10 protein-coding genes are annotated in these 12,522 nt (G+C 65.6%); 3 read left to right on the forward strand and 7 right to left on the reverse strand.

Translation table 11 applies throughout. The features are described from left to right. Nucleotides 1-28: 28 nt before the first annotated feature. Nucleotides 29-1,600, reverse strand: a complete 1,572-nt coding sequence (locus LK10_RS21150; RefSeq protein ID WP_081998228.1) for a DUF2142 domain-containing protein — start codon at nucleotides 1,598-1,600, stop codon at nucleotides 29-31. 125 nt (nucleotides 1,601-1,725) lie between these two features. After that, nucleotides 1,726-2,622, reverse strand: a complete 897-nt coding sequence (galU, locus tag LK10_RS03185; protein ID WP_043120007.1) for a UTP--glucose-1-phosphate uridylyltransferase GalU — start codon at nucleotides 2,620-2,622, stop codon at nucleotides 1,726-1,728. 68 nt (nucleotides 2,623-2,690) lie between these two features. On the opposite strand from galU, the gene LK10_RS03190 reads away from it, so the two are divergent. The 3 genes from LK10_RS03190 (at nucleotide 2,691) to LK10_RS03200 (ending at nucleotide 4,529) form a co-directional block, all read left to right on the forward strand. Further along, nucleotides 2,691-3,323, forward strand: a complete 633-nt coding sequence (locus LK10_RS03190) for a 5-formyltetrahydrofolate cyclo-ligase (RefSeq protein ID WP_052206874.1) — start codon at nucleotides 2,691-2,693, stop codon at nucleotides 3,321-3,323. A 71-nt stretch (nucleotides 3,324-3,394) separates the two neighbouring features. Further along, nucleotides 3,395-3,700: an FmdB family zinc ribbon protein gene (locus tag LK10_RS03195; RefSeq protein WP_043120008.1), complete on the forward strand. Its 306-nt coding sequence runs from the start codon at nucleotides 3,395-3,397 to the stop codon at nucleotides 3,698-3,700. 94 nt (nucleotides 3,701-3,794) lie between these two features. Beyond that, complete coding sequence (locus LK10_RS03200) at nucleotides 3,795-4,529, forward strand: RcpC/CpaB family pilus assembly protein (protein WP_197061833.1); 735 nt, start codon at nucleotides 3,795-3,797, stop codon at nucleotides 4,527-4,529. Nucleotides 4,530-4,552: 23 nt separating this feature from the next. On the opposite strand, the gene LK10_RS03205 is transcribed toward LK10_RS03200, so the two are convergent. The 5 genes from LK10_RS03205 to LK10_RS03225 form a co-directional block, all read right to left on the reverse strand. Further along, a complete protein-coding gene (locus tag LK10_RS03205; protein WP_043120009.1) occupies nucleotides 4,553-8,914 on the reverse strand; it encodes a DUF4011 domain-containing protein in 4,362 nt (1,453 codons plus the stop codon). 72 nt (nucleotides 8,915-8,986) lie between these two features. Continuing rightward, nucleotides 8,987-10,537 (reverse strand): glutamine-hydrolyzing GMP synthase, encoded by a 1,551-nt coding sequence (guaA, locus tag LK10_RS03210; RefSeq protein ID WP_052206875.1) that lies wholly within the window; start codon nucleotides 10,535-10,537, stop codon nucleotides 8,987-8,989. 96 nt (nucleotides 10,538-10,633) lie between these two features. Next, on the reverse strand, nucleotides 10,634-11,116 hold the full coding sequence (locus tag LK10_RS03215; protein ID WP_043120011.1) for a DUF3817 domain-containing protein: 483 nt from the start codon (nucleotides 11,114-11,116) through the stop codon (nucleotides 10,634-10,636). Beyond that, a complete protein-coding gene (locus LK10_RS03220; RefSeq protein ID WP_081998230.1) occupies nucleotides 11,113-11,973 on the reverse strand; it encodes an SURF1 family protein in 861 nt (286 codons plus the stop codon). Before LK10_RS03220 ends, LK10_RS03215 begins: the two co-directional genes overlap by 4 nt. 62 nt (nucleotides 11,974-12,035) lie before the next feature. Next, nucleotides 12,036-12,521: a PTS sugar transporter subunit IIA gene (locus LK10_RS03225; protein ID WP_043120013.1), complete on the reverse strand. Its 486-nt coding sequence runs from the start codon at nucleotides 12,519-12,521 to the stop codon at nucleotides 12,036-12,038. Between the last annotated feature and the right edge of the window lies 1 nt (nucleotide 12,522).

The following is a 12,522-nucleotide window of genomic DNA, read 5'->3' on the forward strand; positions in this document are numbered from 1 at the left end:
AGCAGCGATCGTCAGAAGTGGCAGAGCTTTAGCCCCTATCATCGCCGGCAGCTATTCGAAAACGGCGTTCGCTTTCCAATTGTTCATCCTCGGCATCAATCAAACGCCTTCTTGGAAGGTAGCGGATGCAAGCTAGGCTGCCCCAAACCGTGATCGCGCAATACAGGAGAGCGATCAGCGCCAGCCCCCCAGGCGGTTGCCACTTCGGAGAGCCGAAGAACTCGTCCCAAAAGATTCCGTTTCCTATTCCGGTCGCATAACGTCGCAAAACCCAGACGAAGCCGTAAAAGTTCGCGAATCCCAAGCAAAAGACTGTGAGTTTCAAGAGAGTGCGAGCAGGGCGGGATTGGAAGTCGAGTCCCTCGAAGGAAAAGCCGCAGGCAACAAGGAGAACGACGACAAGCGGCAGGATATAGCGCCCCTGCCAGATGTATCCCAATTCAGGAGCTGCAGGAATCTGGAAGACAACAGGGAGAAGCAGAATGACGGCGCTCAACAGCACAATTCCAATACGACGTCGACCGCGCCACAGTGCGAGGCAACCGACCAACAGTCCCATCGCCACGGCATCCCATACCACGTAAGTGACAGTGGGTAGAGACGCATCCAACCATCCCATGACCCCGACGTATTGCCTGGCGTAGTCGAAAGTTCGTTCAAGCATCACCGACACGACTTGCTCAGGCGTATCCTTGACGGCCGAACCGCCCAAGCTCTGAAAAGAGTTCGAAACCATCTGCCAGGCGAGCCCCAATACAACGCCAGCCCCCGCCAGAGCGAGTCCCACCCAAATGGCCCTTGGCGGCCTTTTCAATAGTCCGCGGCGCCATTGCAACAGTGCTGCACCAACAAGTGCGATAGCCAACCAAACGATTGACAGCGGACGCAGATTGGCCAAGATGAGGCCACTGACTCCGAAGACGGACGCCGCAAGCGCAGGGCGATTGAAGCTCGCATCGAACATCGCGAAAGCAGCTACGAAGGCAGCTATAGTAGTCGCAATTTCAACCGCATTAGGATTAACTGATCCGGCTAAGAAAAAGCACATAGGGGTTATAGCAAGTGCGGTGACGACTGTTGGAAGTCTTCGGGGCCATAATTTGTGCGCGAAAGCAACAGGTACAGCAAAGAACAACGCGCACCATAGGGCCGTCAGCAACCGCATGCCGTAGATGGCCTTCTGTCCGCTCGTGACCAAAGTCGGAAGGCCGACAACGGCATAATATAGAGGGTTGTAGTTGCCAGCTGTCGTAGTTGCGGAAACCAAGTTGTTTCCCAGTTTCGAAATGCTCGGAGCGCAAGCTGCGCTCCGGTCAGCCTTGAAGGCGAAGCAACTGGGAACTGAATTGAGCGCGGCGATGTACTCCGGCACTTTGACCCGAAGTGCCTGCCCCTGCACCTCTGAATTTTGACCGAGCCATTCGCCTCGAACAACTGCTGCCGCCTTAATGGCGTGCGAAGGCTCGTCGGGAGCAGACATCAGCGGCGAAGCCAGAGCCCAGAGGCTGCTCAGCGCGAGGAAGCAGACGAACGCGAATGCAAACACTCGGCCTGCTTCAGGCCAACTGGAAGGCTTTGGGAGACTGGTGCGCACCCGCATGAGCTTAGTCGATCGAGAAGTAGACGTTCGCTCCCGCGCAGCTTACTGACCCACCCGCCGCGTGCACGCTGGACCACCCGCGTCAGCTGCGTCAGACCGACTGGTGATCTACCGCATCGCGCACTCTAAAGTCCCGCGACAAATTCCTCGAGCCAAGACCGAAGCTCGGGCCCAAGGTCCGGTCGTTCCGAGGCGAGGGTGACGACGGCCTTGAGGTAGCTGAGCTTGTCCCCCGTGTCGTACCGGCGCCCCCGGAACACAACCCCGTACACGCCCCCGCCCTCGCCCTCACGACGGGCCAGGGTCTGCAGCGCATCCGTGAGCTGGATCTCCCCGCCACGGCCCGGCTCCGTCTCCTCCAGCACCCCGAACACCGCCGGATGCAGCACATACCGCCCGATGATCGCCAGATTCGACGGCGCATCCTCCGGCGCCGGCTTCTCCACCAGCCCGTGCACCTGCACGAACGACTCCCCCTCCACAGGGCTGACCTTCGCGCACCCGTACGCCGAGATCGCCTCCCGCGGAACCTCCATCAGCGCCACCACGGACCCACCCGTGGCCTGCTGCACCCGGATCATCTCCCCCAGCAGCTCATCACGCTCATCGATCAGGTCATCCCCCAGCAGCACCGCAAACGGCTCGGCCCCCACATGCCGCTGCGCGCACAGCACCGCATGCCCCAACCCCTTCGGATCCCCCTGACGCACATAATGAATGTCACCGAGGTTGCTGGACTCCTGGATGGCGGCGAGCTTCTTCTCGTCGCCCTTCTCCTCGAGAGTCGCCTCGAGCGACGGGACCCGGTCGAAATGATCCTCGAGGGCACGCTTGTTGCGGCCGGTGATCATCAGGATGTCGTCGAGACCGACGGAGACCGCCTCCTCGACCACGTACTGGATGGCGGGCTTGTCCACCACGGGCAGCATTTCCTTGGGCATGGCCTTTGTCACCGGGAGGAACCGGGTACCAAGCCCGGCGACAGGGATGACGGCTTTCCTGACTGGCTTCGTGGTCGACACGCTGTCACTCTATACGACGATTCCGCCGGTGCGGATCCGCATGACAAGCGTACGGATAGGCTCTCAGGGTGGAAACTGCAGCAGAGCGCAAGCGGAGCCTGCGCGCGGAAGTGTGGCAGCGCCGTCGTGCGATGAGCCCGGACGAACGGGAGGCCGCGGGCGCGGGGATCGCGTTCCACGGCTTTGCCTGGGCTACCAGCGCTGTCCCGGAGGGGGGCACCCTGACCGCCTACCTCGGACTCGGCGCCGAGCCGCCCACGCTCCCCCTCCTCGGCCGGCTCCACGCCCGCGGGTTCCACCTTCTGCTCCCGATCTGCGAACCCGAGCGGCAGCTTTCGTGGGTGGAGTGGCAGCCCAACATCTCGTACGAGCGCAGCCGGTTCGCGCCGCTCCAAGAGCCTGTGGGGCCGCGGCTCGACGCGCGGGCGCTTCAAGCGGGCGACGCCGATCGGCCGCCTCTCGCTGCGATCCTCCTTCCTGCGACAGCCCTCGACGCGGATGGGCGGCGGGTGGGCCAGGGCGGGGGCTACTACGATCGCTTTCTGGCACAGCTAAGTGGGGGCGCCATCCCGGCGACCGCAGCGATTGTCTTCGACGCCGAGGTCCTCCCCCCGGGCGGAGTCCCGGACGAGCCGCTCGATCGACGCGTACAAGCCGCGATCACGCCAAGCGGCATCAGGCATCTGGGGAATATTGCATGAGCTTGGCCTGTTAGAATTGGCACTCGGGGTCCTTGACTGCTAACGGCCCCCACGTTTCGCAAGGAGTGACTGTGCCTACTTACGCGTACGCCTGCAAAGACTGCGGACATGCCTTCGACATCGTCCAGTCGTTCAGCGACGACTCCCTCACAGCGTGCCCGGAGTGCGGCGGCAGCCTGCGCAAGAAGTTCAACAGCGTCGGCGTGGTCTTCAAGGGCAGCGGCTTCTACCGCACGGATTCGCGCAGTTCGAGCACCCTCCCGGCGGGGTCAGCCGCGCCATCCGCCAACGGCTCCACCCCCAGCACACCAGCGGCTCCTGCATCCGCTCCGGCCCCAGCCGCGGCGTCGGCTTCGGCTTCGGCTGGCGCCAACTGATCTTTCTCCCTCCACAGCTGCAGATCCGGCGGTTCGTCCACAAAGGGGACCGGCCGGGAGGTTGAGCTGAAGTGGGTGTCCTAGCGTCAGGGGCATGCCCCTTCTCACTGGACCGTTGCGCCGTCGGACGTCGTATCGCGACCGCGCGAGCGCCTCGAGCCCATCGCACCCTTGGGGCTCGAGGCCCCGTTCGCCTTTGGTCCGCTTCCTCCGACGACGACGCCGCACCCTGGCGGCGGCGCTCCTGTGCGGAGCGGTTGCCATTTCGGTCTACCAACTCACCCCAGCCTCGGCTCCACAGTCACCCATAGTGGTCGCCGGCGCCGACCTGCCAGCCGGCGCCCTCGTTTCAGCCGCCCAGCTACGAATCGCACATGTCCCATACGGCGCGGTGCCCGACGGCGCGGTCCGCGAGATCGCGGCAGCTGAAGGCAAGCGACTCTCAGCTCCAGTCCGTCGGGGCGGAATGCTCACGGACGCCTCAACGGTCGGCCCGGGCCTCTTGGCCGGAACCCCTCCAGGGACCGCTGCCGTCCCAGTCAGAGTCGCTGACCCCGACTCGCTTCAATTGGTCCGTACGGGACAGGCCGTCGATCTCGTACTCGCCGAAGAGTCCGGCCGCGAGGGGCGGAATGCGTCCCGTATCGCATCTGGCGTCACGGTCCTCTGGACGGGCTCAGTCACCGATCAGTCGGGTGCGTGGCTTGGGCCGCCGAAGGACCAGAACGGACTCCTCGTCGTTGCAGCCTCGCCCGAGGTGGCGCCGATCCTCGCCGGGGCGTCAGCCCGCGGCAAGGTCTTCTTCGCTCTCGTCGAAACGCCGCGATGACAATCTGCTGTCCGAGCGGTAGGTCAGCCCCAGTGTGGCGGACGCTGATCCTTGAGCCATTGGTCGTGATCACGCGTCGACTCGCGGTCGCCCCACGCACGAGGATCGTCCTCGCCAGCGCGGCGCGGGAGCACCGACTCATCGGGGCTGCGGCGCCTCGTCGAGCCCTCGGCCCCGCGCACTTCCCGGCGCGTCATCGGCTGGCTCGGTCCCTCTCCTTCTTCGCGAGGTTGGTCATCCGCTCGTTGAGCCTGCTCGAGGCTCTCCTCGGTGCCCTCAGCATTGTCGTGCGTTGGCGTCTCCTCGGACTCCTCGCGCCCACTTTCCGTCGCGGGCACGCTTACGCGCCGATTCGAGCTGAGATGGTCGCGTGCTGCCACCGGAGAACCCTCCCTGTACTCGTCAAGTGGAACCACATCGTCATACGCAGAGGAGTCACGAGGGGCGTTGCCCTCGGCTGCACTCTCATCGATCATCATGTCGTTCCACACGCTCCCAGGGGCCTCACCGTCGGGTCGGCCCTGAACGCCCCACAGTCCGGCTTCCGTCTGGTCCGGCTTATGCACGGCGCCCATGACGCCGCCTGCGAGGAAGCCCGCCCCGTTGCCCTCATCCGATGGGCCCTCGAGTCCCAGCAGATCCGCGATCATGTCCGCGCAGCTTCCGGGATCCGTGAAGACCTCGATTGTCCACAGAGTGAAGTAGCGCCAGCCCATGCGCTCAAGCAGTTCGGGCCGCTGCCGGCTCCGTTCTCTGACACTGAGATCGCGGTACCGATTGGTGCCGTCCGATTCGACGGCGACCGGAACGCTCTGCTCCTGGTCGTCCCGAGAGAGTGTGAGGAGCGGATCCACCGCGGCGGCCATGTCGATTTCGCCGTCGTAGTGGTGCCACACCCTTGCACCGCGGGAGGCGAGGCGCTCCCCCAAGTCGGTGACGAGGGGGTCTGCCCCCAGGGACTCGCCGCTCGCAGCTGCCCGGGTCGCTCTCGTACCGAGTTCGGTCCGCCCGGCCAGTTCCCGTTCGAGAAGCTCGTGGAAGTCGCGGGCACCCTCGCTGAGGCGGCTCTCGTCGAGCTCGCCGGGTTGGAAGCAGGTCAGCACGTGCATCGTGTGCCGCGCTCGGCTCATTGCAAGCGCGAAGCGGCGCCGGCCGCCCGGCTCGCTCAGGGGCCCGAAGTAGTGCATGGCTCGCCCGTGCGGGGTGCGTCCGTAACCGAGCGAGAAGATCACGTGGTCCCGGACAAGGCCTCCGGCACGGTCGACGGGAACGACGCGGAACGGCTCTTCCCCGCCGCTGAAGAACTCCTTCGAATCCGCGTGGTTGGCCATTTGGAGTCGGATGGCCTCACCGACGCGCGCCGCGTGCTGAGCGCTGGCAGTCACGACAGCGAGGGACGAGTTGGGGCGGTGCGCGGCATGCTCGAACACGAGATCCACCACGCGGTTCACCTCCGCGGCAACAGACTCGACGTTGCCGTCTTGGCCAGAGGGCATTCCGGTGCCGTCTGGAAGGTACTCGACCAAGAGCGCCCGATCCAGGCCCGTGACCGACTGCCCGTCTGGGAGCCTTCGGAGAGCACCGTCATAGAACCGGCGGCTCAGCTGGAGCCCCAGCTCCTCATCGACGCCGCGGTACACCGTCTTGAGCCGAACTGTCGGGAGGATCCTGCTCAACGCCCCGAATGCGCTCTCGACCTGATCGGGCGACTCCTGGGGACGCGCGCTGTGATCGACTCCGACCGTGAAAGGCTTCGGATTCGCGACGTGCGTGTCGCCGAATGCGATGACCTGCCCGGCTCGCGCTACGGCAGGCAGCGCGGCCCGAAGCGGCAGGGAATCTGCGTCCAGGAGGACGACGGCATCAAACCGACGGTTTGCCGGTGCCGCCGACGCCAGAGAATACGGGCTCGCCGTCCAGACCGGCACAAGCGGCCGCACCAGGTGCGGCGCCTGAGAGCCAAGTGCTGCGAGGCTGACACGCCCGTCCTTGAGCTGGTTCCGAAGCGATTCAGCCTCACGCGGGTGCTCGCCGAGCGCGCGGCCCCACTCCCCGGCAAGCCGCCATCGGACTCGGGCGGCACCCGATCCAATGTGGGCGCGATCCGCGCGGCGGAACTCCTCCTCTGCGGTACGCAGCTGCGCACCATCCGACATCGCAAGGTAGTCGTCGCCGCTGATCATCGCTTCGAGAACAGACTGCCACCATGCGAGCTCGAGCTCCGAGGCCACAACCTCGGGCGAGGCTTGGCGCGCCGCGAGGTCGTCGAGGAGCTCACCGAGTCCACGCTCGCGCAGCTCGTCTTCCAGAAGCGTCCGTTCGGGCAGGGAACGCAGGGAGTCGTAGCTCTCAGAGAGATCCTGAAGTCGGCCTTGGACCTCCACCACCGGATCCAACAGCAGGTCCCCGCCGCTTCGTGTCCCGACGATCACGTGTCCCAGCCGCTCAAGGCCCTTGCGGACTGCGCGGTAGTCTTCCCGGAGATCGGCGAGCCCCGACGGCACCATCGGATGCCGTTGCGAGACGGCGTACTCGGACCACTGGGCCCGCTGCTCTTGAACCAGGATGAGCGAGCTGTGAAGATCCGCCAGGTGGACGCCCGGGCGGACGTATTCCTTCGCCACCCGCCGCAGCCGGGAACGCTGCATCGCGGGAATCTCGATCCCACGTTCCCGGCGCCAGCCCGATGGGGCCGTGGCAGCGATGAGGTCGTTGACCGGACGGTCGAAGATGTCGGGCGTGAACTTGTCGAGGCTTTCACGCACAGCCACGAGCATCTCGATCTGCCGTCCCCACTCCTCGACAGTGGATCCGAGGCGGATCTCGGAGTGGGCGGCCAGCGTCGCCATCCTCTCGCGCAGCGCGGGAAGATCCTTGACAAGGGCCTGAACGAGGGCTTGCGCGTCTTCCGTCTCGCGGCGGGTCAGCATCCGCGCCCCGTACCACGGGCTGGTCGTGGCCTCCCGGCTGAAGCTTCCCAGTTCAGCGGCGCGGCGAAGTCGCTCGGCGAGCTCCCGCCGTTCGCGGATGCTGTCGAGAACGCTGCGCTTGAGCCGCACGGTTGTGGCCGGAGACGGGTGGATGGACGTGAGCGCGGCGAGGGACTGCATGGCCTCGTAGGGCGAGCAGCCCCAGCGCTCGCGGACGTTGTGCAGGGACTCGACATGCTCGAGGAGCTGGTATCGCCGCTCGATGAGAGTCCGGTGGATGGTTTCAAGGCGAGGCTGTTCGGCCTTTTCGTTCCGGACGATTGCTCGGACGAGCTGCTGCTTGAGCTGGTTGGCGGTGAGCCCAGCGCTCAGCTGGAGGAGCAGGGAGCCGAGGCCCAGTCGTTCACACGCATGGTTGAGCTCCGCGAGACTGGCTCGCCGCTCTGCTACCACGAGGACAGTCCGGCCGGCATCCACAAGATTCGCGATCACGTTGACGGCGGTCTGCGTCTGTCCCGTGCCGGGCGGGGTCTCGATGACGAGGGAGTCACCGGCACGAGTGGCGTCGATCGCCAGCTGCTGGTCCGCGTCCGCATCGAGCACGAGGAGCTCGTGGGACGGAGGCCGCTCGTCTACGGGGGTGAAACGCGAGGGGTCGAGGGGACTCGGCGCGACGTGCACCGAGCGGGAGGCTGCTGCGAGCGAAGCAACGACAGGGGCCGCCGGGGTAATCGCAGGATCATCGAGGGCGTGCTCGAGGTCAGCAAAGGTCGAGACCAGAAGACGTGTCTCCACAGCGGCCCCGGGGATGCCGCTCAGGATCGCGCGGAATCGTTCGAGGACGGGATGGGGATCGAGGCGTGCGGTGCTGTAGGCAAGTCGTTCGACTGCCGCCACATCGATGTCGAGACGGTGGACAGTACGCAAATGCCGCACCAGAGCCGGATTGAGCCTGGCTGGCCCGGTGAGTTTGATCTCGAAATCGTCCTGTTCCGAACGCACGGTCAGCGCGACGCCGGCCAGCAGGACCGGCGCACTCACGCGCCGCGGCCGCCCCCCAACGGCGGAGGTCCACGTCGCGATTCCCGCGGCGAGATGACCAGCGTCGAGTCCCCGCTCGTTCGCGAGCTCGTAGATCTTGGCGCGAAGGTTCCGCGCAGCCCGGGCGGCGGCGGTGTAGTCATGCCGCTCGCGGACGAGCGTCGAGAGACGGGTTCGGCGGCCAGCCAGCAGCTGCGCGAGACCGGATGCGTTTGCAGAGGTCAGCTCGATGGTGCCCTCGGAAGTGGGGGCGAAGCCGAGCATGGTGTCGGGTCCTGTAACGCCAGGGAGCGCCGAAAGCCACGCCTCGAGGCGGGCCTCGTCTTCCTGCATACCCGGATGCTGGGGCACGTCCCTGCTCTCCTCTGCGCCCTCTGGAGCGCTCCGTCGTTTGCCTATGGACCTTATCGGCATAGCTTCGAGACTAGCCTCTCGGACGCCAAGGCCCCCGGGCGCAACGCAGCCGGGGGCCAAATCAGCGGGGAATCACTCCCATTCGATGGTTCCCGGGGGCTTGCTCGTGACGTCGAGGACCACACGGTTGACGCCCTCGACCTCGTTCGTGATTCGGTTGGAAATCCGCGAGAGAAGGTCGAACGGAAGGCGCGACCAGTCGGCCGTCATCGCATCCTCGCTCGAGACCGGGCGAAGGACGATCGGGTGGCCGTAGGTGCGTCCATCGCCCTGGACGCCCACGCTGCGCACATCCGCCAGCAGAACAACCGGCATCTGCCACACCTCGTCGTCGAGGCCTGCTGCCGTCAGCTCATGGCGGGCGATAGCATCTGCCTTCCGGAGGAGCTCCAGCCGCTCATGGGTGACCTCGCCGATAATCCGGATCCCGAGGCCTGGCCCCGGGAAGGGCTGCCGGCCGACGATCTCTGCGGGCAGGCCAAGCTGGCGCCCCACCGAGCGCACCTCGTCCTTGAAGAGCGCGCGGAGAGGCTCGACCAGTTCGAAGCGCATGTCTTCGGGAAGGCCACCGACGTTGTGATGGCTCTTGATGTTCGCCGCACCCTCGCCGCCGCCAGATTCGACAACGTCCGGGTACAGGGTGCCCTGGACAAGGAAGCGGATTTGCTCCCCCTCCGCCTTGGCCTTCTCGATGATGGCGCGCTCGGCTTCTTCGAAGGCGCGGATGAACTCGCGTCCGATGATCTTGCGCTTCTGCTCAGGGTCGGTGACTCCGGCGAGCGCCGAGAGGAACCGCTCCTGCTCGTTGGCGACGTAGAGGTTGACCCCCGTAGCTGCGACGAAGTCGCGTTCGACCTGCTCGGCCTCTCCTTCGCGAAGAAGCCCGTGATCGACGAAGACGCACGTCAGCTGGTCGCCAACGGCGCGCTGTACAAGGGCGGCCGCAACAGCGGAGTCCACACCGCCGGACAGCCCACAGATGACACGCGCATCGCCCACCTGATCGCGGATGCGCCCGATCTGCTCGTCGACGATGTTGCCGGTAGTCCAGTTGCGCTCGAGGCCGGCGATTCCGAACAGGAAGTTTTCGAGGACCTGCTGTCCGTACTCGGAGTGCTTGACCTCGGGGTGCCACTGCACGCCACCAAGCGACTTGTCGAGGTTCACGAACGCGGCAACCGGAGCGCCTGGCGTCGTGGCGAGCACTTCGAAGCCGTCCGGGGCTTCCTGGACGGCATCGCCGTGACTCATCCACGTGCTCTGGAGCACCGGGACGCCGGCGAGGATCGAGTGGGGCTCCCCCACGGCGGAGACCTGAGTCGCCCCGTACTCGCGCAGGCCCGTCTTCGCGACGAGACCGCCGAGCGCGTTGGCCATGGCCTGGAAGCCGTAGCAGATGCCGAAGACCGGCACGCCCGCCTCGAACAGCTCCGAGCCGACACGGGGAGCCCCATCCGCATAGACGCTGGAGGGCCCGCCCGAGAGGATGATGGCGGCAGGGTTCTTCGCGAGGATCTGCTCAGTGGTGAGGGTGTGCGGGACGATCTCCGAATAGACGTTCGCCTCGCGGACGCGACGCGCGATGAGCTGCGCGTACTGGGCACCGTAGTCCACCACGAGCACCGGCCTGTGAGCTGTCTGCGAACCTGTGCTCTGGGATGCTGTTGTCACCCGTCAAGCCTACCGGACTTCAAGGAGGGGGACCTTGCGTCGGCGCAGTCAGTAGCGTTGGCCGGCGTCGGGATGAGCGAGGAGCTCGCGCTCCACCTCGGCATGGATCCGCCGCTCGACGAAGAACGAAAGAAGAGGCACGACGCCGCCCGCCGCCATGAGGATCAGGCGGCCGAACTGCCAGCGCATGAGCGACCACAGGCGGAAGTTCGAGATGAGGTAGATCACATACATCCAGCCGTGCACGATGAGGATCGTGATCGACAGGTTGACCCCGCCGAGCACACCCGCGGGATCGGCGTCGGCCAAGCCGAACCCGAAGGCCTTCCCGGTGAGCGCGTCAGTTCCCCCGGCGAAGATGAACTTGCCGAAGCCGTAGCGGAGGATCATCTCGAGGCACAGCAGCAGGAGCATCGATCCCGTCGCGTAGGCCATGACCTTGTAGAAGCCGAGTGCTGAGCGGATCTGTGCAACGGTGCCACCGAAGCGGCGCTTGGGGGTACGCCCGGTGGCGGGCTTGGGGTCGATCACGGTTTTCCTCCGGTGTCGGATGGGAGATGTTCTCCGTCGGGCGAGGACTGGCCAGACGAAGGGAATTCAGACGAGGCGGATTCGTCGTCAGCGCGGGCTTCGAGCTCGCGTTCGTATTCGTCCCGGACGAGCCGCCACCACAGGAAGATCGCGAATCCCGCGAAAACGACCCACTCGACGGCGTAGAAGATGTTGAGCCAATTGACCGGCGTCAATTTCGGCTGAGGCGGGATGTTGACTGGCTTCAGGAGCCCGGGGACGGCCGACGCCGACTGGTCGCCAGCCGCCGTCACCTCGTGCGTCGCACCCACGAAGCCCGTGTAGCTCTGGACGTCCCACATGTTGATGAGCTCAGGGACCGCGACCATCGACGCCTGCCCAGGAGCAGGATTCTTGTTCGCTTGAGGAGCCTCGGACGGCTCGAGCCGACCGGTCAGCTGCACTTCCCCAGATGGCGGAGCCTCCACTTGGCTTGCCTCGGCAAGCCACCCCCGAGCGACAGGAATGACGACCGTATGGTCGCCATCGACGGCCGGGGCGCCGTCGACCACGAACGCGGTCACGACCCACCACCCGCTCACGCCATTGAGCAGCCGATTCGGGACGAGCACCTGCTTGGAAGCGTCGTAGTGCCCCGTCGCCGTGATCATCTGATCGGCGGCCGCTGCAGGGAAGTCTGTCGCGGGCTGAAGGGTCTTCGTGAGCGGCTGGGGTGTCTCAGTCGTCGTCACGACCGGCGGGGCATCAGATGTGGAACGCGAGAACTGCCACTGGCTCAAGAGCACGAACACGCTGGAGACCGCGAGCGCGCCAATGAGCGCGAGTATCCAACGGGGTTTGAGGGCGGTTCTCAGCACCTTTCAACGGTACTCCGACAAGCTGTAGAAAAACTAAACGGCCTCTCACCCCGGGGCCCGGGCTAGTCTCCGAAGACGAGAGCCGAGTTGACGAGCTCTGCGATGATGTCGGCGTCGTTCGCTCGCCGCAGAGACTCGCGGAACCCCGCCTTCGAGAGCGAGCGAGCCATCGTCGCGAGGACCTCCAGGTGCTCTGAGAAGCTCGACGCCGGTGTGGCAATGAGCAACACCACATAGGCCGGGCCGTCAAGGGCCCCGAAGTCGACCGCCCTACCGTACTTGGCGACGCCGACGGCGATCGAGGGCTGCGTTACTTGCTCGCTCCGTGCGTGCGGAAGGCCGATCCCGCCCGGGAGGCCCGTAGCCATCTGGTGCTCTCTGGCGTCGACATCGGCGAGGAAAGCTTCGAGGTCGGCGATCCGGCCCTCGGCGGCGAGACGCTCGGCGAGCTGCCGAGTCGCGTCCTGGCGGTCCTCGGCGTCCATCTCGAGGATGACGAGTCCAGGCGAGGTCAGCTGCGCGTCGTAGCGATCGAATGGCTGGGGCATG

It is taken from the genome of Sinomonas humi (assembly GCF_000802235.1).
Lineage (GTDB): Bacteria > Actinomycetota > Actinomycetes > Actinomycetales > Micrococcaceae > Sinomonas > Sinomonas humi.

Excerpts from the sequence above, each read along its gene's own strand:
- LK10_RS21150 (WP_081998228.1), bottom strand. The coding sequence starts at position 1,600 with ATGCGGGTGCGCACCAGTCTCCCAAAGCCTTCCAGTTGGCCTGAAGCA.
- LK10_RS03200 (WP_197061833.1), top strand. The coding sequence starts at position 3,795 with ATGCCCCTTCTCACTGGACCGTTGCGCCGTCGGACGTCGTATCGCGAC.
- LK10_RS03205 (WP_043120009.1), bottom strand. The coding sequence starts at position 8,914 with ATGCCGATAAGGTCCATAGGCAAACGACGGAGCGCTCCAGAGGGCGCA.
- LK10_RS03225 (WP_043120013.1), bottom strand. The coding sequence starts at position 12,521 with ATGCCCCAGCCATTCGATCGCTACGACGCGCAGCTGACCTCGCCTGGA.